The organism is Rheinheimera sp. MMS21-TC3, from assembly GCF_032229285.1.
Classification (GTDB): domain Bacteria; phylum Pseudomonadota; class Gammaproteobacteria; order Enterobacterales; family Alteromonadaceae; genus Alishewanella.
The window spans coordinates 56,828-80,059 of the sequence record NZ_CP135084.1 but is presented as its reverse complement, the minus strand read 5'-3'; the positions used below and the strand labels follow the sequence as shown (position 1 = coordinate 80,059).

Here is a 23,232-nt window from a genome sequence, read left to right as displayed (position 1 = left end):
CATGCGCTATTTAAGTTTATCGTGGAAAGTACTGCTATTAATGCAGGTTTTGCTGTTTCTAGTCTTAATTTGCTTTACCAGTTTATCTTTTTTGCATATTAATGAGCAATTTTCTAGGCAGCAGGAGCAAAAGCGGATTCAGGGACAGCAATACTTTCAACAGTATAATTATGCTGTAGAGCAGCAATTATTAACTTGGTTTCAAACTTTTACTGATTTACAAAATAAAAATAAAAATAATAACTTTAATGATTTTGCGCAAGAGATAGCTAGTCAGAGTGAGTCATTACAAGTTAATTTTGGTCTAAAACAGCTCAGCTTATTTGATCAGAACCAACAATTATTATATCAATTTAACCCTAAGGGTTTGGCTGCCTCACAACATTTATCTGCGCAAGTTTTGCAGCTACAGCAGCCTAAATCTAGTATTTTTTGTTTAGAGCAATGCTATAAACAATTAGGTATTCCGCTACTAAATAGGCAAGGCGAAGTTGCGGTTTTAATAATGACCACAGATCTTACCGATGTGTTACTTAACTTACATCAAACCTTAAACATAGAAGTTGCTATTATCAGCATTCAGCCTAGCTTACCGTGGCAGCAACAATTTAAAATAGTCCAAGCGTCAGATCACGCGTTAGTGCAGCGTTTATATAACGAAACCGATAAGGACATTAAGTTAAGCACCATACAACAACATGGCTTAATTAGAGAAGTAGATGACAAGGTGTACTATCTACAATTAATTGATTTAGATGATGATGCCGATAGTATACATTTACTATTGATGCTAGAAGACATTAGCACAGTAATGCAAGATAACCGTCGTTATCAGCAGCAAATTTTATTGTTAGCCCTAGCTAGTTTAATTTTATTACTATTATTAATCTGGGTAACTACCCGCCGCATGAGCCAACGAATTTTACAGTTAGCCCAAGCTTTACCTTTGTTAGCTAAACGCCAATATAGTCAGTTTCGTCAGCAGAGCCAAATTAAAACAGGCCTGTTTCCGGATGAGCTAACGACATTTCAGCAATCAGTCACCTCACTAGCTAATGAGCTAGAACAGTTAGATGAAAAGCTAGTAAAAAATACAGCTGAACTGCATAAAATGGCTATGTTTGATAGCTTAACTGGCTTAGGTAACCGTAACAGTCTTCAGCACGACTTAAGCCAAGCATTATTAGAGCTGGTTAATAAAATAGATTACGTTGGATTAGTCTTTCTTGATTTAGATAACTTTAAAAATGTTAATAATAGCCGTAGCCATACGGTAGGCGACCAGTTATTAGTCGCTGTGGCAAAACGACTGCAACAATTAAGCTCTTTAGCAACAATTTATAGGGTAGGAGGTGATGAGTTTGCCTTATTATTAACTGCACTCTCAGGCCCAGCGAGTGCAGAGCAAGTCGCCCAGCAATTGCAAACTCTTTTCATAGAGCCTTTTTCTACCCCAAGCTCACAACTTACCTTAAGTGCTAGCATTGGCATTAGCCTTACTAAAGATGCTAATAGCAGTGCAGCAGAACTCACTCGGCAAGCCGATTTAGCTATGTATCAATCTAAGCAGCAAGGCCGAAATTGCTATTACTTATTTACTGAGCAAATGTCGACAGATTTAGCAGAGCGACTGCAATTAGAAGCTGAATTAAAACAAGCGATAAAAGAGCAGCAATTTAGTTTGAGTTTGCAGCCAAAAGTTTGCCTAACAAAGCATCGCTTACATAGTTTTGAAGCTTTAATACGTTGGCAACACCCAACACGAGGTGCAGTGCCACCAGATGTATTTATTGAAGCCTTAGAGCAAGCACAGTTAATGGTAGCGGTGGGCTATTGGGTATTTGAGCGTTGTTGCCAGCTATCTGTACAGATGATGCAGCAAGGGTTAACAGGTGTCACTATTGCCGTAAATTTGTCGGCAACTCAGTTCTTACAGGCTGATTTAGCCGAGCAGTTTTCTCAGTTGCTAGATAAGTATCAGTTAAGTGGCGAACGTTTTGAATTAGAATTAACAGAAAGCACTTTAGTTAATAATATTAGCCAAACCTTAGATATGATGTATCAGCTAAAAGACTTAGGTTTTACTTTTGCTATTGATGATTTTGGTACGGGTTATTCGTCGCTTAATTATTTAAAGCGGATGCCCGTAGATACTATTAAGATAGATAAAAGCTTTGTTCAAGGCATGCAGGAGAATGAAGCAGACTTACAGATAGTTATTTCTACTATTGCTATGGTACATAAGCTGGGATTGAAAGTGGTTGCCGAAGGGGTAGAAACCGCAGAGAATGTTGCACAATTACAAGGGTTTCAATGTGATATACTGCAAGGCTATTATTTTTCTCGGCCCATCCCAGAAACCCAGATTAACGATTTTATTAAACAGGTATTAATTGAGCAATGGCCACAGGCATTGCTAAAATAGTATACCTATATTTATTTTTACAGGGCTAACAAATGCAATGGCATGTAGTTAAATTCTCTGAGCTTGATACCTTAACGCTATATAATTTGTTGCAGTTAAGGGTAGATGTATTTGTGGTTGAGCAAAACTGCCCTTATCCAGAGTTGGATGATAGAGATTTAGACTTAAATACTCGCCATATTATCTTGAAAAAAGGTGATAAAGTTATCGCCTATGCCAGAGTGCTTGCGCCAGGACTTATTTTTGAAAACTTTCCGGCTATTGGTCGCCTTTGCGTGTCGCAAACGGCAAGACGCTTAGGTCTTGGTAAAGTATTAGTAGAAAAAAGTATAAGTGTAGTAAAAGAGTTCTGGCCAGAAACGGATATTTATATATCAGCACAATGCTATTTAGAGCAGTTTTATCAACAACTTGGCTTTAATACAGCAGGCGAGTCTTATTTAGAAGACGATATTCCCCATATCACTATGATTTTACCCAGCAATTAAGGTTGACCGGCCAGTTTTCTGACCGGAAGTTGCTCTAATTCATTATTATTTTGGCTGATACAACTGTTCTGCAGTGTTAAATAAAATCCAACTAGTAAGGATATATTTATCATTTGATTTTGGAATACAACCGCGGTGGGTATGTGTAAAGTAAGCCGGTGCTATAACCATTCTACCGGCTTTTGGTTTAATGGATTTTTGTTGGTAATAAAACTCTGTTTCGCCACCTTCTGTTACATCATTTAAATAGAACATAAATAATAGTGTGCGATGTAATGGCTCAGTGCTGCCCTGTTGCGGGTAAACTTCCGAGTGCCAGTATTTATAGTTACCTACGCCTGCTTGATATTTTTGAGCTTGAATAGGCCCCAATCGATACAGCATACGCATAAAGTCTAATGCTTTTGGTGCACCAATTTCAGCATAATTATCTTGGGTAATAGCTACAGGTTGGCCAGAGTTAGGATGCTGAATTGTTAAACCAACGGGGCCAATTAAGGCAAAGTGATACTTTTTAAAGTATTCACCGGCATAGTGAGTAGTTGCTTGCAAAATTTGTTGTAATTGTTGTTGGTATTCAGGGTGTTGGTTAAGGTATAAGTCAGTACTATTTTTTTTAGTAAGATCTACGCCCCCCCCAGTACGACCCGCTGTAGTGTGAGGGCTAGTGTTAAATGTTTTGATTAACTGCTGACAAAACTCAGCACTTAATGCGTTGTCATAAATTTCAATAAAATCAGTCATAAATTTCGCCCTAAAGCCCAGCTTAACCTTTGCAATAAAGCAATAAGCACTAGTTGATAACACTAAATTTACGTTACCTTACTGCATTTGGCCAAGAGGGGAAAGTAAAAACTTATAACAACTAACTAGCTAGGGTAAACTAAGTTTTATTACTTAACCTAGTGTTGCTTGCTATAGTAGCTTGTTGTTATTAACCAGATAAATATTTAATTCGAGGTCTAGATGTTTACAGAAAAATTACAGCCACGCTTTGCCGATACTGATGCTTTAGGCCATATTAATAACACTGTTTTTACGGTTTGGTTTGAAGGTGCTCGCCAAGGTGTGTTTCGTATTTTTACCCCAGAATTAGACTTAAAACATTGGCCGTTAATAGTGGCTAGCGTAAAGCTAGATTATCACGCTCAAACCCATTATGGTGCTGAAGTAGAAATACGCACTCATATTAGTCGCATTGGTGGTAGCTCGTTTGATGTCTATCAAGAAGCTTGGCAACAAGGCGTTAAAACCGTGTCGGGTACAGCGGTAATGGTGCAGTTTGACTACAATAACAATAAAGCTAAACCTTTAACTGGCCAGCAGTTAGAGCAGTTAAGGGCACACCTTTATGTAGCTAGTGCTTAACTAAGCTGCACCTTAACATCACCATTTTTAGTTATATTATTTATGGCTTGTTGAATATCACCATTAAAGTCAGTGCACAACTCGGCATAACTATGGCGTAACTTTAAGCGCTCTATGGTTTTCATGTAGCGCAATACATCTTCTTTGCTGGTTAAAATAAGCCGTGGCACTTTAATGTTATTGCCTTGTTCGTCTTTTGCAATCATGGTGAAGTAAGATGAATTACAATGTTTTACTTTACCGGTTTGAATATTTTGAGCATCAACGCGAATGCCCACTACCATAGAGCTATTACCAACATAATTAACCGACGCTTTTAAGGTAACCAATTCACCTACTTCTATGGGGTTTAAAAAATCGACCCGATCAACCGAGGCTGTAACACAATACATACCGCTATATTTTGAGCCACAAGCAAAAGCAATTTGATCCATTAGTGACAATAAGTAACCACCATGAATTTTACCACTAAAGTTAGAGTGTGATGGTAGCATTAGCTGCGATAAGGTTACCCGTGAACTATTGGTTTTTTGAAAACTATCGGTCATGTTTTACTCTTAGCTTAAGCCTAGTGGCCGGTTAATTTAGGGTTGCTGGGTCAGGCTTATCTTGGACTAAAATCCATGGCGAAATAACCACAGCCCATAACTGGGTTTCTTTATCAAACCACTGCTGCGCTTGCTCTTTACTGGTGCGGTTTATGCTGCCACTTGCTAACCAGCTGGCAACTTGGGCTTTATCGTCTTGGCTAAAAGCAAAGGCCACATCAATTAAGTCTAATGTTGGTTGCACGGTTATAACAGAACCTGCAGCATAAAATTTTTGCAATTCTAACCAGCTTATTTTTGCCGTTTCGCTAATTATTTTAGCTCTTATTAATGCCGGATCTTCTGCGTCTTCGGCTAAGTGGGCGTCAGGTGGTGTAATACTCATCTGGCTCTCTCTATACTTTATGAACTGAATTATTTAGCGTCCTGATCTTGTTCAATCACTTGTGCGGCACTAAGATCATGCTTTTTTAATAGTTTATACAAATCTGTACGATTACGGCCAGCTAATTCTGCCGCTCGGGTAACATTACCCTCAGTCACTTTTAATACTCGAATTAAATATTGGCGTTCAAACTGATCTCTTGCTTCCGTTAATGATGGCCAAAAGCTGCTATTTTGGGCTAAGGCTTGTTCAACTTGCGCTGCCCCTATAACAGGGCTATTTGTTAAGGCTACACATTGCTCAACCACGTTCACTAACTGCCGCACATTGCCCGGCCACTTAGCAGTAGCTAGCAATTGCAAAGCATCATCAGAAAAGCGATTTACATCCACTTGATGCCTTGCCACGCTTTGTTGTAAAACATGGCGAGCTAATAGTGGAATGTCCTCTGGCCTTTGCTGCAAGGTTGGTAATTTAAGGTTGACTACATTTAAACGATAATATAAATCTTCCCTAAAACTGCCATCGGCCATGCCATGCTGTAAGTCACGATGAGTCGCTGATATTACCCGCACATTAATAGCAATAGTTTTACTGCTGCCTACAGGGCGAATTTGTTGCTCTTGCAAGGCGCGAAGTAATTTAACTTGTAATGGCGCTGGCATATCACCAATTTCATCTAAAAATAAGGTACCGCCATCAGCTTCACGAAACAAGCCGCCATGTTCATTTACGGCACCGGTAAAAGCGCCTTTAGTATGGCCAAACAACTCTGATTCCAATAAATGCTCGGGCAAGGCACCGCAGTTAATCGCAACAAAAGCTTGCTTAGCACGAGGGCTAGCTTGATGAATAGCCTGCGCTAAGAGCTCTTTACCTGTACCGCTGGCGCCGGTAATTAACACACTAACATCACGTTGTGCTACCCGGTAAGCTTGCTCTAGCACATCTTCCATAATTTTAGCACGGGTAACTATGGCTGCCCGCCATGTTGCTTGCTCTGGCACAGACTGCCGTATGGCTCGCTGCAAAATATCTCGTAGTTCAGCATGATTTAAAGGCTTAGTTAAAAAACCAAAAACTCCGCGTTGGGTAGCGGCGACAGCTTCTGGGATAGAGCCATGAGCTGTCATCAGCACCACAGGCAAACCGGCATAACGCTTGGCTATTTCGTCAAACAGGCTCATGCCATCAAGGCCGGGCATACGTAAATCGCTTAATACCACATCAGGTGAATGTTTTGGTAATAGCGTTAAGGCTGTTTCTGCACTGTCAGCAGTAAATACTTGATAGCCTTCACCCTCTAAGCGCAGGGTTAATAAGCGTAATAGGCTAGGGTCATCATCTACAAGCAGTAAGCGAGGCTTAGGGTTGGCCATTATTAACCTCAATGGTCGGTTGGTTAAGTTGAGCTTCTATTTGAGTAAGGGCGTCAATTTTCTTTTGTAATTCTTTATTGGTTTTACGTAACTTATCAATATTGTTTTGCTGCTGGGCATTAAGCCGAGTTAAGGCGCTCACTGCAGACTCAGTTTCTAATAATTTTTGGTTAAAAGCGAAATCCCAGCTTAATAAATTGGCCAAAGGATTAGGTAATAATGCTAGCTTTTCGCTTAGTTGCATTTGCAGCCTAAGCCGAGTTAAGTAAGGCGTATCTGGGTGTAGCTGTAAAATAATGCGTTTTAGCTCAGTCACATCGTCAGTAGTGTCTAACTGGTTTAATTGCTCCCGCTCGTTAGCTGCTTGGTTTAGTAGTTGAGCGCGAAACTCAACCCAAGCTAATAAAGATTCTGGACTATCAGAAATAGTTAATGAGCTGATTTGTTCAATTTGAGGTTCAGTAGTGGCTGTTAACTCAGGCAGATTACTGGCAATCTCAGGCGTTGAATTTGTTGGCTCTGGCTGAGTGATTTGGCAGCCCATCAGCATAAATACCGTTAGCAGCGGTAATAAAAATTTCATCCGGTTTTTTCCCCTAACAATGGCAAGCGCACGCGAATACAGACATCAGCATAAATAACATCCACGATATCGGCATGGCCACCTAATAATCTGGCGCAGTCAGCAACAATAGACAAGCCCAACCCAGAGCCTTGCACCGCATCATACCTAGGGGTTGTTCCCCGTTGAAAAGGTTCAAATAACGAACGCTTTAATGCAGTAGGGATCGGTGTGCCATTATTGGCAACATCTAGCACTAATTGGTGCTCTTGTTGGTATAACTTAACCCATACAGGGCTGCCCTGACTGCCATAGGCTTGGGCATTATTAATTAAATTGTCTAGTATACGTCTAAATAAGGTTTCATCGGTAAAAATAGCACTGATCTGGCAATCTAACTCTATGTTCTGTTCACGTTGTTGCAGTGATAGGGCATGATCGGTAAAGCACTGGCTAAATAAGCGTTGCGGTGAATGCCAATCCAGTTCAGGTCTGGCTTGCTGCAATAAACGATTGTAGTCTAAAAGCTGCTCGGTTAATAAGCTTAGCCTATCGGCACTACCATTTAATAAGCCAACCACCTCTAATTGTTGGGGGTTTAACGGGCCTACAAGTTGTTCGGTTAACAAAGCGCAACCTTCACGAATACTAGAAAGAGGCGTTTTTAGCTCATGAGAAGCATGGCGCAGCAATATTAAGCGTAAGGCTTCTAATTGCTGCAGGCGAGCGCTTAACCAGCGCAATTGCTCACCTAGCTCAGTTAGCTCTTTGGGGCCAACAAGCTTTTCATCCGGAAATTGATGTTGCTGACCAATAGCGCGGATCATAATATCTAGCTTCTTAACGGGCGCAGCAATGCGGCCAGATGCCCACAATACTAGCAGCAAAGTAATAATCACTAACAAAACGGTTTGCCAAGCAAGCTGTTGCTGGCTTTGCACCACATAATTCTGCTGATCCTGCAGGTTTTGCTCTAACATCGACCAAACCGCTTGTGTCAGTTGCTGTTGTTGCTGTTTAAACTGCAAAATTAATGGCTCTAGCTGCTTACTATTTAATATTTGAAAATCAGCTTGTAGTTGCAGTAAAGAAGCTTGTTGTGACTGACATAAGCTAGCTTGCGCTAGGCTTTGACAAATAGGTTGTAATATTTGCTGATAGTTATCTAAATGGTTAGCCGCAACTTGAGCCAGCGCAGGGGTTTTAACAATAGTAAACTGGCGTACCGCACGCTCAATATCTACTACTGTATTTTGCATGTTTTCAACCCGACGCACGCTTGTTACCGCAGACTCGGCTTCAGAAACTGCATTTTTACTCACACCGCTAAGCGAAGTATGGCTTTGCCACAGCAGCACCGCCACCGGAATTAGCGCCATAAAAAAGCTTAATATAACTAGCTGCCTAAGTGAGGCTGTTTGCAAAGAAAAGCGCATATAAGACTTCAATATTATCGTTAGCAATTATTAATACTTGTAGCATACATCAATAGCCAAGTTTGTAGCAGAGTGCTTTTTAATCTAGCAACAAACAAGCAAAAAAAAGGCCAGTGGGGTACTGGCCATAAAGCTCCAACCCTAAGGTTGAAATTGGGGAGTTGTTACACTTAAGCGGCTTCGGCTAAAAATACCGTTTGCGGTTGAAGTGGTGCTAATGCTACGGGGTATTGCAGTACCGGCGTAGCAACAGGAGTTAACTGAGCTTGCTCCCAAGCTAATACGCTGTCGTTATGCAAATTTACTCGGCGCAGCATCTTGATAACCACTGCAACATTAGCAAGCAGAAACATAACTGTACCTAATAAAAATAAATCCATAACTTCCTCCAAAATACGGCTATCGCCATCTAACTACTTGCAGCAACATCTGGCAAAGACACTATTGTTGGCTATAAAACCTGAAAACTTTGTGTTTGCAACATGCTGCTAAGCTATCGTTACTATAGTTAAAGCAAAGTCTGTGCCAATGATTTGCGTGTATTTAATTATCATTAAATACAATTAGTTATGAATGTTTTTAAAGGTGAATTAATAAAACTGAACCTAAGCTAAGCTTACACTGTCGCAGTTTAGAGACACTAAAGGCGGTGAATTTAATTAAGTTATATATTTCAATGGCTTAGTGTGTAGGTAAATGGAGACGTTAAGTCTAAGTTATTGTTTATAAATACAAAGTTTATATAGGTAGTAAGTGGGAACTGAATTAGGCCAGTTAAATCAATATAGAATTAAAGCAATAGCAGTAAAAATCGCTATAACGGTGTTATATTAGATACACAGTTTTCAGGGCAATTTATGTAATGAAATATTGTAGTAGCTGAATTTAAACTAGGGGGATAAATGGTGCCCGGGGCCGGACTTGAACCGGCACGACCTTTCGATCGAGGGATTTTAAATCCCTTGTGTCTACCGATTTCACCACCCGGGCAGAGTTGCGGCGTAATAAATACGCTTGGTCAGACGGCGCACATAGTATTTAACCTTGAACTAAGATGCAAGTGGTTTTCTGCATAAAATCACTATCTTGTTGCTGATTGCTTATTTTTTGTTAGATTTAAGCCGGTTTTAGTGCTGTTTAGCATAAATAACGAGTATTGGCTGACATAAGTGGTCGCTTGGTTAAATTGCTTTAGCTGGGCACTGTTTAAATAAAAACGCTGTAAACTAACATTTTAGCTATCTACACTGTTGCAGTTAAAAATATTGCATGTTATTACTATTAGCCTTAATACTGGCTTAGGCCATAACTTTTGTTAAGCTGAATAAATATTAAGAGTTAAAAATTACTAATGAATTTTAATTGTTGTGTTTCTATCTTTAACCTCCTCGTACTCCGTAACGGTGTGCGGGGTGCTGCTTATTGGTAAAAATGTAACGATACTAATAATAAAGAACCCCGTGCCATTGGCCGGGGTTTTTTGCTTTTTATCCCGTCCAAAATGTGCCCGTTAACTGCTAATTAACCGCAACAGGACTAACAAGATGAACGGTGATAATAAAATTTGGATTTTCGACACTACCTTGCGCGATGGCGAGCAGGCCCTTCGTGCTAGTTTAAGTCAAAAGCAAAAGCTGCAATTAGCTCATGCTATAGCGCGATTAAATGTAGATGTTATGGAGGTAGGTTTCCCGGTGTCTAGCCCAGGAGACTTTAGCTCTGTGCAACAAATTGGCCGGGAAATTAAAGGCCCGGTTATTTGCGGCTTAGCCCGCGCTGTTGCGGCCGACATTGAAGCTTGTGGCCAAGCGTTGCAGTATGCTGAACGCCGACGTATTCATACCTTTATTGCAACCTCACCCCTGCATTTACAATACAAATTGCGCAAAACCTTAGCCCAAGCTAGCGAGCAAGCCGTAGCGGCCATTAAGTTAGCCAGCCGTTATACCGACGATATTGAGTTTTCGTGTGAAGATGCAGGGCGCACGCCTATAGATGACTTATGCTGGATAGTAGAGCGCGCCATAGCTGCTGGCGCTACCACTATTAACATTCCCGATACTGTGGGCTATACAGTGCCTAATGAGTTTTCGGCCATTATTTCGGCTTTAAAGCATAAAGTGGCCAACATAGATAAAGCCCGGTTAAGCGTACATTGTCATAACGATTTAGGTTTAGCCGTTGCCAATAGCGTTAGTGCCATACAAGCTGGCGCGCGGCAAATAGAGTGCACCGTGAATGGCATTGGCGAACGAGCAGGTAATTGCTCATTAGAAGAAGTGGCTATGATTATTAATACCCGTAAGGATATTTTTCAGCCGCTGTATACACAAATTAAAACCACAGAAATTTACCGCAGCAGCCACTTAGTTAGCCAAATTTGCAATATGCCTATTCAGCCAAACAAAGCCATAGTAGGCGAGAATGCTTTTGCTCACAGCTCAGGTATTCACCAAGACGGTGTATTAAAAGCACAAAACACCTATGAAATTATGGCGCCCGAGCAAGTGGGCATTCGTCAAAACGAGCTTAATTTAACGTCGCGCTCTGGCCGCCATGTTATTCAGCATCGTTTAGCTCAATTAGGTTACAGCCAAGACGATTACGATTTAGACGCTGTGTATAACAGCTTTATTAGCCTAGCCGATGAAAAAGGCCGAGTGTTCGATTATGACTTAGAAGCCTTAGTGTTCTTTCAAACTTTACAAGAACCAGATGATTATTATCGTTTGGCATTTTTAAGCTCTACCACTGATACCGGCCAAGTGGCAAGCGCGACGGTAGGCTTGCATTGCGATGAAGTATTAATAACCGAAGCGGCCACCGGTAATGGCCCTGTTGAAGCGGCCTTTAATGCCATTAGCCGTATTAGCAAATTACAAGTTAAAGTGGTCAATTATAACCTGCAAGCTAAAGGCAGTGGCGAGTCGGCTTTAGGCCAAGTAGACATTACTGCCGAGCATGAAGGAAGGCATTTTCATGGTGCTGGCTTGGCCACAGATATAGTGCGCGCTTCAGTATTGGCTTATGTTCATGTGCTAAATATGATCCAGCGCGCCCAAACAATAGATGCTTATAAGCATAGCCGTAGCCTAAAAACCGCAGCGGTAGGTGCTATATGAATAAGTCACAACCAAGCCAACAAGCTAAAAACCATTACAATATTGCGGTGTTAAGTGGTGACGGTATAGGCCCTGAAGTAATGGCCGAAGCGGTTAAAGTGCTACAAGCTGTGGCAAACAAGTTTCAGTTTACGCTTAACTTAATGCCAGCTTTAGTTGGCGGCGCAGCAATAGATGCCACTGGCCAGCCATTACCTGCTGCTACGTTACAGCTTTGCCAGCAAAGCGATGCCATTTTATTTGGCTCTGTGGGTGGCCCTAAGTGGGCAAATTTAGCGCCTGATCAGCAACCTGAGCGTGGTTCGTTATTGCCGCTGCGTAAACATTTTGATTTATTCTCAAATTTACGGCCTGGGCAAATTTACCCAGAATTTGCTGACTTATCGCCGCTGCACCCGCGAGTAAGTTGCTTAGGCATGAATGTATTGTGCGTGCGTGAACTAACAGGCGGTATTTATTTTGGTGAAAAAGGCCGCACAGCTAATAGTGCCTACGACACTCAGCGTTACAGCAAAACTGAAATTGAACGTATTAGCCATGTGGCTTTTAAGGCTGCCTTAACCCGCAGTAAAAAAGTTACTTCTATTGATAAAGCCAATGTGTTGCAAACCAGTGTGCTATGGCGTGAAACCGTGACCAACCTAGCTAAGCAGTATCCAGAAGTTGAGCTAGAGCATATGTATATCGACAATGCGGCTATGCAGTTAATTCGCAGCCCGCAGCAGTTTGATGTTCTGTTATGCGATAACTTATTTGGCGATATTTTATCTGACGAAATTGCCGCTATTGCCGGCTCGCTAGGCTTATTGCCATCAGCTAGCTTAAATGAACAAGGCTTTGGCCTATATGAACCCGCCGGTGGCAGTGCGCCTGATATTGCCGGCAAAGGCATTGCTAACCCAATAGCACAAATATTAAGTGCCGCTTTAATGTTGCGCTTTAGTTGTAACCAGCCCGATGCTGCCGCAGCCATAGAGCAAGCCGTGCAGCAATGTTTAGCTCAACATATTGTTACCCAAGATATCGATCCTAAATCGATTTACAGCACGGTTGCCGTTGGCGCAGCCGTTGTTGCCATTATAAACCGCATGCCAGTACTAACTAGCCAAGCCATAGCAACTGTAGGAGTAAACTAACCATGGCCCAAACCTTATATCATAAAATTTATGCTAGCCATGTGGTGGCTAAACTAAACCCTAGTACCGACTTATTGTATGTTGATCGGCACTTTATTCATGAAGTTACTTCGCCGCAGGCGTTTTCAGGCTTAACGTTAGCTAATCGTCAGGTGCGCCGGCCCGACTTAACCTTTGCTACTATGGATCACAACGTTTCTACCCAAATACGCACTTTAGAAGCCGCAGGCGATATTGCCCGGCAGCAACTGGAAGCGTTAGCAAAAAACTGTGATGAAAACCTAATTGAACTGTTCGATCTTAATCATCCTAACCAAGGCATAGTGCATGTTATTGGCCCCGAGCAAGGCCTAACCCAACCGGGCATGATTATAGTGTGTGGCGATTCGCATACTTCTACCCATGGTGCTTTTGGTGCTTTAGCTTTTGGTATTGGCACCTCAGAAGTCGAGCATGTTTTAGCTACCCAGACGCTACCCCAGCAAAGCGCTAAAACCTTAAAAGTAGAAATTAACGGCAAATTAAGCCCTTATGTCACAGCTAAAGACATCATAATGGCAATAATAGGCCAGTTAGGCACAGCGGGTGGCAATGGTTATGTAGCCGAGTTTTGCGGCAGTGCTATTAAAGGCTTAAGCATGGAAGCCCGTATGACGCTATGTAATATGAGCATAGAAATGGGCGCTAAAGCTGGCTTAATTGCCCCAGATGCCGTCACCTTTGCTTATTTACAAGGAAAACCGTATGCACCCAGCGCCGAGCATTGGCCAGCGGCAGTGCAATATTGGCAAAGCCTGTATTCAGATCATGATGCTGAGTTTGATAAAACCGTAGTTATTGATGCCAGCATCATTAGCCCGCAAATTACTTGGGGCACCAACCCCGAACAAGTAATTGCCGTTGACCAAAGCATCCCCGAGCCAAGCAATTTTGCTGATGCCACTAAACGCGAAGCGGCAGAGCGCGCTTTGGCGTATATGGGACTAACTGCCGGCACTAAGCTAACCGACTACCCAGTAGATGTGGTGTTTATAGGCAGCTGCACTAATAGTCGCATTGAAGACTTACGCGCCGCGGCCAGCCTAGTGCAAGGTAAAACAGTGGCGACAGGTGTGCGGGCGTTAGTGGTGCCAGGCTCCGGCATTGTAAAACGTCAAGCCGAGCAAGAAGGCTTAGCCACAATATTTAAGCAAGCTGGTTTTGAATGGCGCGAACCCGGTTGCAGCATGTGCTTGGGTATGAATGACGACCGCGTCGGCGCTGGCCAGCGCTGCGCCTCAACAAGCAACCGTAACTTTGAAGGCCGCCAAGGGCGCGGTTCACGCACCCACTTAGTTAGCCCTGCTATGGCCGCTGCCGCCGCTATTGCCGGTAAGTTTGTCAACATTGCCGCTATTGAACAACCACAAGGAGAGCCAGCATGAGCACTATATTCAGCCAAGGGCGAGTATGCCCGCTAGATAAAAATAACATAGATACTGACCAAATAATTCCTAAACAGTTTTTAACCAGTGTTAGCCGTGATGGCTTTGCCGATGCCCTGTTTTTTGACTGGCGTTATTTAGCCAACGGCAACCTTAACCCGAACTTTGTGCTTAACCAGCCTCAATATGCTGGCGCCACTATATTATTAACCCGAGCTAATTTTGGCTGCGGCTCTAGCCGTGAACACGCCCCTTGGGCCATTCAACAGTTTGGTTTTAACGTTATTATTGCACAAAGCTTTGCCGATATTTTTTTTAATAACAGCATTAACAACGGCATGTTATTAATTCAATTAAGTAAAACCAATATTGAACTGCTATTTGACCGCTGCCAGCAAGAGCCGCAAAACTGGCAAATTGACTTACAAAACCAAGAAATACTGTTCGGCAACAATGCTGCTATGGGTTTTAGTATCGACCCAGACATTAAACAGCGTTTGCTATCCGGGCTAGACTTCATTGGCAGCAGCGAGCAACTAAACCCGCAAATAGCCAGCTACGAGCAACAGCGAAAAGCTAATCAGCCTTGGTTGGGTTAAAGCACACTTTTTAAAATGCTTTTTTATATAAAAACCAGCTGAGTAAATGCCAGCTGGTTTTACGGCTTAAATGTTACAGCGTTAATTGCGACAGCGGGCTTTTTACCGCATTGCCGCCTTGTTTCAATACATGGGTATAAATTTGGGTGGTTTTAACATCAGAATGGCCAAGTTGCTCTTGCACAGTGCGAATATCCATACCTGCTTCTAAAAGATGCGTGGCAAAGCTATGGCGCAAAGTATGGCAGGTTACGTTTTTGGCTATGGCAGCTTTTTTCGCAGCAGTGCGTACGGCCTTTTGTAAACCTGACTCATCAATATGATGCCGTCGCATAAAAGTGGTTCGCGGCTCAATGCTTAAGCGTGCTGACGGAAACAAGTATTGCCAGCCTAATTCTTTTGGTGCGGCGGGGTACTTACGCGCCAACGCAAAAGGTAACCATACCCCTGCAAAGCTATCCGTTTGCATATCCTGTTGATAAAAAGCGTCGACCAGACTAATTTGCCGGCGTAGTGGTTCTATTAATTCTGGCGCTAGCGTAACCCTACGGTGTTTACCGCCTTTACCATGCCATACCATTAGCGATAAATAGTCAAAATCAATGGCAATTACCCGTAGCCTTATTGCTTCCATTAACCGCAAGCCACTGCCGTATAGTAGCTGCGTTAATAGCAAATACTGCGGATCAATAGTAGCCAATAGCCGCTTAACTTCGGTTTGGGTTAACACCACGGGTAATTTTCGGGCTTTGGTAGACTGATTAAAATTAAGGTTCAACGCCAGCGGCCGCTTTAATATCTCTTTATAAAGAAAACTTAACGCATTAAGTGCTAAAGCTTGAGTTTGCACCGCAACGTGTCGCGTTACGGTCAAATAAGTTAAAAATTGCTCTACATGCTCATTCGACAGATCTTTGGGGTGCTGCTTTTTGTGGAATAAAATAAAAAACTTAATCCAATATAAATAAGTTTCTATAGTGCGTTTAGCATAACGACGAGTATGCATTTCTTCAGCGATATAGTGTAAGAATGGTGACGACGCAGGCATAACTTACCTCCTAAGAAGTGCTGTTTAAATAAACAGTATAGCTGAAAGTGTTACTTGTGCCTTGTTAGATGGAAATTTCCGTATTTCACACCAAACAAAAGTTATTCTAAGCATTTAATCTATTGTAAATTCATAAATTATTACGTAATGTTCAACACAATAAATTTACAAAGGCGGAAAAGTCCGTGTTTAAATACGGATCTTTCCGCCCAATAAGCGTTATGCTTCATAGAGTCGCGAGGATATAGAGTGAGTATTGGAGACGAAAAGGAGTACTGGTCAAAGACATTTGAAGGTGAAGATTTTTCTGAAAGAAGAATCTCCTCAAAAGAGTTCGATGGCTGTACTTTTATAGGATGTAATTTTTCTGAAGCTATTTTTAGTAGATCTAATTTTGTCGATTGTGAATTCTCAAAATGTAATTTAAGCATAGTGAAGATGGAGTACAGCAAATTCTCTGATGTTACATTTCGGGATTCGAAACTAATTGGTATTGATTGGACTAAAGTGGCTTGGCCTAGACTGATATTCAGTTCGCCTATTCAATTCTATGACTGTATTGTTAGCGAAAGTTCATTTTATGGATTATCACTGCAAGATCTAGTCATTGAAAACTGTATGGCGCACAATGTTGATTTTAGAAGTGGAGATTTTAGTAGCTCTAACTTTATGAATACTGACTTTTCCGGCTCTACATTTGCGGATACGAATTTATCAGGAGTAAACTTTTCAGGTGCAACTGATTTCGATATTAATATTTTTATAAACAAAATAAAAAAAGCAAAATTTGATCGTTTCGAAGCAATCAGACTACTTGACTTTTTAGAAATAGAGTTGCTTTAAAATGCATAACAAGCGGCTCAAATTCGCTCCGTTCCACTCCGCCGGACGCTCGCTACGTTCGCGCCGTTTAGCCGAGCGTTAGCAGGTTTCGGGTGTTAACGGTTTTAGTTTGTAGTTTTATTTTGGCATTGCTCGTGTTTCGTTTTCTATAGCAGCAAAACCAAGCCATTAAAGTTCGCCAGTTTGTTGGTTAGGTGCAATCTTTGTTGGCACAGCGGCGTTGCTCTTTGTGGCTTCGCTTAAACAGTTTTACAAGTTCCGGTTAGTGCGTTGTTTCGCAGTTAACTGGTTTAGTTTTAATTAAAAGCAGCTTGCCGTTGTTCGGGTTTTAACAGTTTCAGTCAGTAGTTTTGTTCCGGCACTGCTCGCGTTTGGTTTTCCTAGCGGCAGCGCCAAAAGGTTTAGTTCGCCAGTTTGCGGGTTTTGCTGCAAACAGTGGTGGCGGTAGCGTTGTTCTTTGTGGCTTCGCTTAACAGTTTTACAGGTTCCGGTTGGCTCGCGGTATCGCAGTTAACTGGCTTAGTTTTAATTAAAAGCAGTCTGCCGTTGTTTAGGTTTGCCAGTGCGGCAAGCCGCGCAAGTCCGGTGCAGGCTGCTAACAAACAAAGGCACGGCGACGCGTACCGCGCGCTTGCTTTGGGCGTTAGCAGGCATTCAAAGTTTTAAGGGGTTTAGTCAGTAGTTTTGTTCGGGCATCGCTCGTGTTCGGCTTTCCAAGCAGCACTGGCAAATAGTCAAAGCTCGCCCGTTTGTGGGTTTGCTGCAAACGGTTAGTTAATTGGCGTTGTTCTTCGTAGCTTCGCTTAACAATTTTTCAGGTTCCGGTTGGCTCGCCGTATCGCAGTTGGCTGGTGTAGTTTTTAATAAATGCAGCTTGCCGTTGTTCAGGTTTGCCAGTGCGGCAAGCCGCGCAAGTCCGGTTCAGGCTGCTAACAAGCAAAAGCAGGCGGACGCGTACCGCGCCGCTGTTTTGAGCGTTATAGCGCTAAATGGAGTTTGGATGATAGGAGATAAACGGAAGTACAAAATTGCGTCATTTATCTTTTTGACTTTAGGCGCGGCCATATTTCTTAATACAGTACTAGAAATTTTCGAGTTCGATGTATTCAACTTTTTTGAGTTTATAAAGGGTATAGCTGGCGCACTTGGGTGTATTTCAATCGGTCTTGCCCCAGAAAAACTATTCTTACCTATGTCTGAGGCTTTTCAAAAAGTAGGTGCCAGTAAGCGACATCAAATTTCAGACAAGCTAATTATTAGTGCTGGTGTATTAGCCATAACCGGTTTAATCGGTTCAGTCGCGCTATAACAAGCAAATTTTATCGCCAGCAAACAACGCTGGCTGCGACGTCAACCCGCTGCGCGGCTTTCCGCGCTAAATTTGGGCGTTATACCAAAATGGAGAATAAAGAATGACACCAGAAGAAATTGCAAATAGAGCAATAGAAGTATTGAATTCAAAAATTACAAATGAGATTTTTACTATCATTCAAAATGATCGTGAATTGATGCAAGCATACTTAAGGGCGGTCGAAACCGTTGGTTTAAATCAAGTTAATCAATCCATAGGCAAAGCAGTGAAAGCCGCATACGATCTCACAAATAGTGATAGAGAAAATGAACCGAGCTGTACTCTTATTCAAAGTCATCAAAAGTTTCAATAATGGGTATAACAAGGCGCAGCAACATCGCCAGCAAGCTGGCTGGACTCGCTACGCTCGCCGTTGTGCGCGGCGTTATGCGTAATCTAGACATATCCAGCTAACTAAAGTTTTCTAAAAATCTGAATTACTAGGAGTATAAATGTATAAATTTTTGGTAGGCACTTGCGCCATTTTTATTTTGGTTGGCTGCGAACAAAAAGCTGAACTGGAACCAAAACTTGAACTTACAGATATGTGTCCAGCTTTACCAGCGGAAATTGCTTCTCAAAAACCGAAATACAAACATTATGTAACCGTTGATTCGAAAGATGGACAGTGGCAAAAGCAATACACCATCTACCAAGAAGAATTAGAGAAATTTGAGTCTAAATATTCAGAAGAGTTAGCCAAAGTGGAAGAAGATTGGAATAGGCTACAGGCGAGGCAATCTCCCTCCCAAATAAGATTTTACGGCCTTATATCAACAAAATCAGAAGGGTTGCTGGAGGAAGTAAAGTCGGCTTGCTGGGTGGAAGTTATGAAAATTAATGAATACGAAAAAGACAACCTTTGTAATAAGCTAACTAAAACTCCAACGCCTGCAAATTGGGATGAGATATATAGCTGTACTGTTGAGCGGTCTGAAGCATTAAAAGTCGAGTTTTTGTAGGTGCTCATTACGCATAACAGGCGACTTAAATTCGCTCCGTATCACTCCGCAGGACGCTCACTGCGTTCGCGCCGTTTAGCCCGAGCGTTAGCTCGATAGCCAGGAGGCGAATGTCGACATGATTTTGTATAAGTACGTTTCTTTTGAGGGTGGGATGGCGATTATAAATAACTCGTCTATCGGTTTTTCGTCACCAAAGGATTTTAACGATCCATTTGAGATGTCCGCATTTAAGTATGAAGACGAAGAGCGGAGGGAGTTGGAGGAGATCGCTGTCCCTATAGTGAAAAGTAGGTGCAATGATAATTTCGGCGTGCTTTCTTTAACAAGGCAACCGCTTAACGCACTTATGTGGTCTCATTATGCAGATTCACATAAGGGTATGGTGATAGGGTTCGATGCAAATAAGGCAGGTTTTTTTGATCTTCAGTCAAACGTGATTCCTGCGAGCTATGGCGAAATCATCTATACAAAGACAAAACCCAGAATTGTATTGCCAATGCCCTCAGATTCAGACCTACAGGAAATTGGTTCAGATATAGAAAAATTTGATGACAGCTGCTACGAATTCTACAAATCCGCTTTTCTTTATAAATCAGTTGAGTGGGCATACGAGGAAGAAGTAAGGGTTGTGAAAAACGTAAGATGTCCGCCTACAGCTAGTGGCTTTCGAGAAGCCACATACAAAAACAATGCTGGTACATGGCGAGATATAAATATAGGCAAAAGAAAACTATATTGCTTGTCAGTTCCCGAGGATGCCATCAAAGAGGTTTTCTTCGGAAAGAACTTTACAAAAAATATAGATGGAAAAAGTGTGACCCAAGAAAATATGAAGAAAATAATTTCTGACATGAAGAAAAAGAACCTGTTGTTGTACAAATGCGAGATGAGCGATAAAACTTGGGATCTTGAGAAAATTCTAATCCCCAATGAATGAGCTAACAATCGCAGGCACAGCGACGGCTTTTTCGTTGCGGCTCTGCCTTCACTACAAAGCCGCGCATGCTGCAAGCGTTAGGTAAGAATGATGCAGTCATCTAGTAAAAAAGCATTCATCCAAACGATTGGTGATGCACGGTGGTTTTTGGCGATATTTACTGTCATTTTTTTGGTGATGAGCTTTTTTGAGAGGCCAATTTACTCCTTATTATTTTTAAGTATTCCCTATGGTCTGTATACCGCTCTTGTATTACCGTTTTTGTGGCGTAGGAATAATGATTGGTTGGGTGGTTTTTTGACGGTGATGCCCGCTGTGTATTTCTCAATTTCGTATGGCAATCACTTTGCGGCAGTCCAGGCTGTTTGCGCTGCTGCGGCGTTTACTAGCGTTATATGGCTATTGTTCAAAAGTAAGTTCATTGGCTATGTTTCAAACAATACCTAACAAGTTACTAAATTTCGTTCCGGCCACAAACGGCGCGGCCTCCACGGGACTGCCTACGCTGCGCTGCGGCAGACCATTAGTAATGCGTTATATGCTCTACAATGTCAACGATAAAAAGGAATTATAGTTTTGAAAAAATATATATTCATTCTAATTGCAATTTTAAGTTTGAACTTAGCTTATGCAAATGTTTCTAGTGAGGTTTTTAGTCTTGAATCAAAAAATCTATCTGAGGAACGAAAAATAGTTGTTAAGTTGCCTGACGGTTATTTTGAAAATAAAAATGAAAAATATCCTGTAATATATGTGTTGGACGCTGAAACTGAACTAGAGTTAACAGCGAGCTTGCTCCATAGAATGCATTTGGCAAATGAAGCTCATCAACATATTGTAGTAGGCATATATAATACAAATAGAACAAGAGATCTTGCTCCAACAGTTAATTACGACCCTCGAGGTCCAGTAGGGCAAGGAGGAGGGGCTGATAAATTTTTAGATTTCATTGAAAAAGAATTAATACCTCAGATAAATAAGCAATATCGAACATCAGATAATAAAACCATTGTTGGCTCGTCAATTGGTGGTCTATTTGTTTTACATAGTCTTCAATCACGTCCTCATTTGTTTCAAGCTCATTTAGCGTACAGTCCCGCGGTTTGGTGGGGAGCTCGAGAAACACTCAAACAGTTTAAAGCATTTGTAAAAAACTCCCCTAACCTTGAAAATTTTCTTTATATCAGTATTGGGAATGAAGGTGGTGAAATGCGTGAAGTATACGATTCTTTAGAGCCTGCAATACAAAAGTACTTACCTAAGAATTTAGGTTTCAAGTCAGATAAATTTCAAGATGTACCTCATGGGCTTGTTTTGCCAGCTGGGTTATTAAATGGATTTAGATTTTTGTTCGAACACCAAAAAGGCAAGAGCATATAACAAAGCAATTAAAAATCGCCCACAAAAGACGTGGGCTGGACTCGCTAACGCTCGCCTTTTATTGCGGCGTTATGTACCAAGATAGTTCTGCTCATCATTCTTTGGTCGGGCTTAAATGAAATGGAGGCTATATGCCACAAAAATACATTGAAGAGCATTTGTACTGTCATTGCAGTCAATGCAATTCTGAAAATATCCATGTAATTCGGAGCTATCTTCCAAACTTCATACTTTATCCATTTGGGTTAGCTTTGTTAGCTATTACAGGGGCGCAACCGTTACCAATTAAAATGGAGTGCAATGATTGCCAAAATAAGTTTTTCGGCAGTGGCATCCATCATTAGTAATGGTACATAACAAGCGCAATCACAACGGGCCTTCGGCCCTCGACTCGCAACAAGTTGCTCGCGTGTGTTGCGGGCGTTATACGTAGAGGAGATTCAGCAGATGGAGCTTAATTCAATTGAAGATGTTAATGCACTCGATGAGTACCAAAAACTAAAACAAATTGAACGTATCGAGAGACAATTACATCGACTGAGTTATATACCCGCAATTTTTTGTGCGGGAATGATTATCTGGATATTTGTGTTTACTTGGTTTTCGGTGTCATGGACAACAATGCAATTACTACCAATTGCGATAGCTATTAGTAGTGTTGGTTATTCAAATGTCAAACGCACTGATTTGCTGAAGCAGCTCTTTAGAATAAAGTACGGTGCATAATCTACGTATAACAAACGCCACCAAAACGCCGCTTCGCGGCTCGACTCGCAACAAGTTGCTCGCGTTTGTGGCGGGCGTTATATTTTTACGTAACCCAACCCAATTGTTTTATAAGGAAATAATTTAATGAAAAAAGTACTCTCTGTTTTATCCCTTGTCGCTGCATTTTCTGCTTTTGCTAATGAACCTTTAGAGTTAAATGTCAGTGTTTACCTGAATAACGAGCTTGTTGCAGCAGACGTAATACAGGGTAAAAGTGGTCAATTACAATCAATTACCGCGAAAGATGTGTTGATGTTTGATGTTACGCCAACCCTCAATGATGAGGTCGTTACCTTGACGTCATCGTTACACAAATTTGAGGATGGTTCATTTAGTAAGTTTGCAGAGCCTGTATTGCGTGTAGCGCTTGAAAAGCAAGCAGTTATCGAGATTGGCACAGAGGGTAAAAATATTTATAAGGTCGAAGTAACGGCCAAAAAAATATAACAAACAAATTTTATCGCCAGCAAAAAGCGCTGGCTGCGACGTCAACCCGCTGCGCGGCTTTCCGCGCTAAATTTGGGCGTTATATTTTTATCACATCGTTAGGTGTAAATTAATCATTAAGGAAAATGAAATGAAAAAACTTGTAACTTCAATTACTTTTTTAACTTTAGTTGGTTGTGCATCAACTGATTATTCCAACTTCGAAGTGGGAGAGGCTTTTATATCAAACCTTGAAGTTAAAGAAGTTTATAACTTAAAAAAAAGGCAACATAAACTAAAATTATCCTTTGACTATCAAATATCTGAGTATGCCGAGGGGGCTAATTTATACAACTGCTCCGTACAGTTTTTAGCTCTGGATGGAACTACAACTTCTACTTCAACAGGTAAGCGAATACCTTGTCAGTTGGATAAAGCCAATGGTGAAATATCAATTACATGGCCCACTTTACTTGATAAAACATTTTCCCCTTCTAAAGAACAGTTGTCCAATATCAAATACCCAATGGAGTATTTTGTAGCAATACACCAAAAAACTGGTAAAAATAATAGCCAGATTATTGGCAAAACACCCATTCAAATTAGTGAAGTAAAAATATAACAAGGGTTTTCAAGTCAGAC

Annotated in this window: 25 protein-coding genes and 1 tRNA gene; 17 read left to right on the top strand and 9 right to left on the bottom strand. The window is 41.5% G+C overall.

The features are described 5' to 3' along the window. Position 1: 1 nt before the first annotated feature. Entirely contained in the window at positions 2 to 2,425 is a 2,424-nt protein-coding gene (locus RDV63_RS00540) for a bifunctional diguanylate cyclase/phosphodiesterase (RefSeq protein WP_313907591.1), read from the top strand. A 32-nt stretch (positions 2,426 to 2,457) separates the two neighbouring features. Further along, positions 2,458 to 2,913 carry a GNAT family N-acetyltransferase gene (locus tag RDV63_RS00535; RefSeq protein ID WP_313907590.1) on the top strand — a complete coding sequence of 152 codons (456 nt, stop codon included), beginning with the start codon at positions 2,458 to 2,460 and terminating at the stop codon, positions 2,911 to 2,913. Between the two features lie 45 nt (positions 2,914 to 2,958). Here the strand turns inward: RDV63_RS00535 and RDV63_RS00530 are convergent, their stop codons facing one another. After that, positions 2,959 to 3,657, bottom strand: coding sequence for a 2OG-Fe(II) oxygenase (locus RDV63_RS00530; RefSeq protein WP_313907589.1), 699 nt, complete (start codon positions 3,655 to 3,657; stop codon positions 2,959 to 2,961). A gap of 222 nt (positions 3,658 to 3,879) precedes the next feature. Between RDV63_RS00530 and RDV63_RS00525 the strand changes: the two genes are divergently transcribed. Continuing rightward, positions 3,880 to 4,281: a thioesterase family protein gene (locus RDV63_RS00525; protein WP_313907588.1), complete on the top strand. Its 402-nt coding sequence runs from the start codon at positions 3,880 to 3,882 to the stop codon at positions 4,279 to 4,281. Here the strand turns inward: RDV63_RS00525 and RDV63_RS00520 are convergent. From RDV63_RS00520 to RDV63_RS00490, 7 genes are all read right to left on the bottom strand, one after another. Then, positions 4,278 to 4,829: an acyl-CoA thioesterase gene (locus RDV63_RS00520; RefSeq protein ID WP_313907587.1), complete on the bottom strand. Its 552-nt coding sequence runs from the start codon at positions 4,827 to 4,829 to the stop codon at positions 4,278 to 4,280. The two genes, RDV63_RS00525 and RDV63_RS00520, sit on opposite strands and share 4 nt — an antisense overlap. Positions 4,830 to 4,860: 31 nt before the next feature. Next, positions 4,861 to 5,214: a DUF2288 domain-containing protein gene (locus RDV63_RS00515; protein WP_313907586.1), complete on the bottom strand. Its 354-nt coding sequence runs from the start codon at positions 5,212 to 5,214 to the stop codon at positions 4,861 to 4,863. 29 nt (positions 5,215 to 5,243) lie between these two features. Continuing rightward, the gene (locus RDV63_RS00510; RefSeq protein WP_313907585.1) at positions 5,244 to 6,593 is read right to left on the bottom strand and encodes a sigma 54-interacting transcriptional regulator; all 1,350 of its coding nucleotides are present in this window, start codon (positions 6,591 to 6,593) and stop codon (positions 5,244 to 5,246) included. Beyond that, a complete protein-coding gene (locus RDV63_RS00505) occupies positions 6,580 to 7,176 on the bottom strand; it encodes a hypothetical protein (protein WP_313907584.1) in 597 nt (198 codons plus the stop codon). Before RDV63_RS00505 ends, RDV63_RS00510 begins: the two co-directional genes overlap by 14 nt. Beyond that, on the bottom strand, positions 7,173 to 8,591 hold the full coding sequence (locus tag RDV63_RS00500; protein ID WP_313907583.1) for a HAMP domain-containing sensor histidine kinase: 1,419 nt from the start codon (positions 8,589 to 8,591) through the stop codon (positions 7,173 to 7,175). Before RDV63_RS00500 ends, RDV63_RS00505 begins: the two co-directional genes overlap by 4 nt. A 170-nt stretch (positions 8,592 to 8,761) precedes the next feature. Beyond that, positions 8,762 to 8,971 (bottom strand): hypothetical protein, encoded by a 210-nt coding sequence (locus tag RDV63_RS00495; RefSeq protein ID WP_313907582.1) that lies wholly within the window; start codon positions 8,969 to 8,971, stop codon positions 8,762 to 8,764. A 523-nt stretch (positions 8,972 to 9,494) separates the two neighbouring features. Then, positions 9,495 to 9,581, bottom strand: a tRNA-Leu gene (locus RDV63_RS00490). A 554-nt stretch (positions 9,582 to 10,135) separates the two neighbouring features. Here RDV63_RS00490 and leuA point away from each other — a divergent pair. Genes leuA through leuD form a run of 4 tightly spaced genes read left to right on the top strand, consistent with a single transcriptional unit; the run spans position 10,136 to position 14,872 of the window. Then, a complete protein-coding gene (gene leuA, locus RDV63_RS00485) occupies positions 10,136 to 11,713 on the top strand; it encodes a 2-isopropylmalate synthase (RefSeq protein WP_313907581.1) in 1,578 nt (525 codons plus the stop codon). Then, positions 11,710 to 12,849 carry a 3-isopropylmalate dehydrogenase gene (gene leuB / locus RDV63_RS00480; protein ID WP_313907580.1) on the top strand — a complete coding sequence of 380 codons (1,140 nt, stop codon included), beginning with the start codon at positions 11,710 to 11,712 and terminating at the stop codon, positions 12,847 to 12,849. The genes leuA and leuB overlap by 4 nt, the downstream gene beginning before the upstream one ends. 2 nt (positions 12,850 to 12,851) lie before the next feature. Next, a complete protein-coding gene (gene leuC, locus RDV63_RS00475) occupies positions 12,852 to 14,273 on the top strand; it encodes a 3-isopropylmalate dehydratase large subunit (protein ID WP_313907579.1) in 1,422 nt (473 codons plus the stop codon). After that, positions 14,270 to 14,872 carry a 3-isopropylmalate dehydratase small subunit gene (gene leuD / locus RDV63_RS00470; RefSeq protein ID WP_313907578.1) on the top strand — a complete coding sequence of 201 codons (603 nt, stop codon included), beginning with the start codon at positions 14,270 to 14,272 and terminating at the stop codon, positions 14,870 to 14,872. Before leuC ends, leuD begins: the two co-directional genes overlap by 4 nt. Positions 14,873 to 14,945: 73 nt before the next feature. On the opposite strand, the gene RDV63_RS00465 is transcribed toward leuD, so the two are convergent. After that, positions 14,946 to 15,920: an integron integrase gene (locus RDV63_RS00465; protein WP_313907577.1), complete on the bottom strand. Its 975-nt coding sequence runs from the start codon at positions 15,918 to 15,920 to the stop codon at positions 14,946 to 14,948. A 249-nt stretch (positions 15,921 to 16,169) separates the two neighbouring features. On the opposite strand from RDV63_RS00465, the gene RDV63_RS00460 reads away from it, so the two are divergent. From RDV63_RS00460 to RDV63_RS00415, 10 genes are all read left to right on the top strand, one after another. Continuing rightward, positions 16,170 to 16,763 (top strand): pentapeptide repeat-containing protein, encoded by a 594-nt coding sequence (locus RDV63_RS00460; protein WP_313907576.1) that lies wholly within the window; start codon positions 16,170 to 16,172, stop codon positions 16,761 to 16,763. Between the two features lie 778 nt (positions 16,764 to 17,541). Continuing rightward, on the top strand, positions 17,542 to 18,072 hold the full coding sequence (locus RDV63_RS00455; protein ID WP_313907575.1) for a hypothetical protein: 531 nt from the start codon (positions 17,542 to 17,544) through the stop codon (positions 18,070 to 18,072). A gap of 103 nt (positions 18,073 to 18,175) precedes the next feature. Continuing rightward, positions 18,176 to 18,427, top strand: coding sequence for a hypothetical protein (locus tag RDV63_RS00450; protein ID WP_313907574.1), 252 nt, complete (start codon positions 18,176 to 18,178; stop codon positions 18,425 to 18,427). 139 nt (positions 18,428 to 18,566) lie between these two features. Next, on the top strand, positions 18,567 to 19,076 hold the full coding sequence (locus RDV63_RS00445) for a hypothetical protein (RefSeq protein WP_313907573.1): 510 nt from the start codon (positions 18,567 to 18,569) through the stop codon (positions 19,074 to 19,076). A 118-nt stretch (positions 19,077 to 19,194) separates the two neighbouring features. Continuing rightward, complete coding sequence (locus RDV63_RS00440; RefSeq protein ID WP_313907572.1) at positions 19,195 to 20,016, top strand: DUF2971 domain-containing protein; 822 nt, start codon at positions 19,195 to 19,197, stop codon at positions 20,014 to 20,016. A gap of 90 nt (positions 20,017 to 20,106) precedes the next feature. After that, positions 20,107 to 20,463, top strand: a complete 357-nt coding sequence (locus tag RDV63_RS00435; RefSeq protein ID WP_313907571.1) for a hypothetical protein — start codon at positions 20,107 to 20,109, stop codon at positions 20,461 to 20,463. 129 nt (positions 20,464 to 20,592) lie between these two features. Beyond that, positions 20,593 to 21,396, top strand: coding sequence for an alpha/beta hydrolase (locus tag RDV63_RS00430; RefSeq protein WP_313907570.1), 804 nt, complete (start codon positions 20,593 to 20,595; stop codon positions 21,394 to 21,396). A 447-nt stretch (positions 21,397 to 21,843) separates the two neighbouring features. Continuing rightward, a complete protein-coding gene (locus tag RDV63_RS00425) occupies positions 21,844 to 22,122 on the top strand; it encodes a hypothetical protein (protein WP_261259724.1) in 279 nt (92 codons plus the stop codon). Positions 22,123 to 22,248: 126 nt separating this feature from the next. Next, positions 22,249 to 22,611, top strand: coding sequence for a hypothetical protein (locus RDV63_RS00420; protein ID WP_313907569.1), 363 nt, complete (start codon positions 22,249 to 22,251; stop codon positions 22,609 to 22,611). 130 nt (positions 22,612 to 22,741) lie between these two features. Further along, positions 22,742 to 23,212, top strand: coding sequence for a hypothetical protein (locus tag RDV63_RS00415; protein WP_313907568.1), 471 nt, complete (start codon positions 22,742 to 22,744; stop codon positions 23,210 to 23,212). Positions 23,213 to 23,232 lie beyond the last annotated feature (20 nt).

Bases quoted from the DNA above. Each gene is read 5' to 3' on its own strand.
- RDV63_RS00530 (WP_313907589.1), bottom strand. From the start codon at position 3,657: ATGACTGATTTTATTGAAATTTATGACAACGCATTAAGTGCTGAGTTT.
- RDV63_RS00540 (WP_313907591.1), top strand. From the start codon at position 2: ATGCGCTATTTAAGTTTATCGTGGAAAGTACTGCTATTAATGCAGGTT.
- leuD (WP_313907578.1), top strand. From the start codon at position 14,270: ATGAGCACTATATTCAGCCAAGGGCGAGTATGCCCGCTAGATAAAAAT.
- RDV63_RS00420 (WP_313907569.1), top strand. From the start codon at position 22,249: ATGAAAAAAGTACTCTCTGTTTTATCCCTTGTCGCTGCATTTTCTGCT.
- RDV63_RS00425 (WP_261259724.1), top strand. From the start codon at position 21,844: ATGGAGCTTAATTCAATTGAAGATGTTAATGCACTCGATGAGTACCAA.
- RDV63_RS00500 (WP_313907583.1), bottom strand. From the start codon at position 8,591: ATGCGCTTTTCTTTGCAAACAGCCTCACTTAGGCAGCTAGTTATATTA.
- leuC (WP_313907579.1), top strand. From the start codon at position 12,852: ATGGCCCAAACCTTATATCATAAAATTTATGCTAGCCATGTGGTGGCT.
- RDV63_RS00435 (WP_313907571.1), top strand. From the start codon at position 20,107: ATGCAGTCATCTAGTAAAAAAGCATTCATCCAAACGATTGGTGATGCA.
- RDV63_RS00535 (WP_313907590.1), top strand. From the start codon at position 2,458: ATGCAATGGCATGTAGTTAAATTCTCTGAGCTTGATACCTTAACGCTA.
- RDV63_RS00505 (WP_313907584.1), bottom strand. From the start codon at position 7,176: ATGAAATTTTTATTACCGCTGCTAACGGTATTTATGCTGATGGGCTGC.
- leuB (WP_313907580.1), top strand. From the start codon at position 11,710: ATGAATAAGTCACAACCAAGCCAACAAGCTAAAAACCATTACAATATT.
- RDV63_RS00440 (WP_313907572.1), top strand. From the start codon at position 19,195: ATGATTTTGTATAAGTACGTTTCTTTTGAGGGTGGGATGGCGATTATA.
- leuA (WP_313907581.1), top strand. From the start codon at position 10,136: ATGAACGGTGATAATAAAATTTGGATTTTCGACACTACCTTGCGCGAT.
- RDV63_RS00465 (WP_313907577.1), bottom strand. From the start codon at position 15,920: ATGCCTGCGTCGTCACCATTCTTACACTATATCGCTGAAGAAATGCAT.
- RDV63_RS00520 (WP_313907587.1), bottom strand. From the start codon at position 4,829: ATGACCGATAGTTTTCAAAAAACCAATAGTTCACGGGTAACCTTATCG.
- RDV63_RS00495 (WP_313907582.1), bottom strand. From the start codon at position 8,971: ATGGATTTATTTTTATTAGGTACAGTTATGTTTCTGCTTGCTAATGTT.
- RDV63_RS00515 (WP_313907586.1), bottom strand. From the start codon at position 5,214: ATGAGTATTACACCACCTGACGCCCACTTAGCCGAAGACGCAGAAGAT.
- RDV63_RS00510 (WP_313907585.1), bottom strand. From the start codon at position 6,593: ATGGCCAACCCTAAGCCTCGCTTACTGCTTGTAGATGATGACCCTAGC.
- RDV63_RS00415 (WP_313907568.1), top strand. From the start codon at position 22,742: ATGAAAAAACTTGTAACTTCAATTACTTTTTTAACTTTAGTTGGTTGT.
- RDV63_RS00525 (WP_313907588.1), top strand. From the start codon at position 3,880: ATGTTTACAGAAAAATTACAGCCACGCTTTGCCGATACTGATGCTTTA.
- RDV63_RS00450 (WP_313907574.1), top strand. From the start codon at position 18,176: ATGACACCAGAAGAAATTGCAAATAGAGCAATAGAAGTATTGAATTCA.
- RDV63_RS00445 (WP_313907573.1), top strand. From the start codon at position 18,567: ATGTATAAATTTTTGGTAGGCACTTGCGCCATTTTTATTTTGGTTGGC.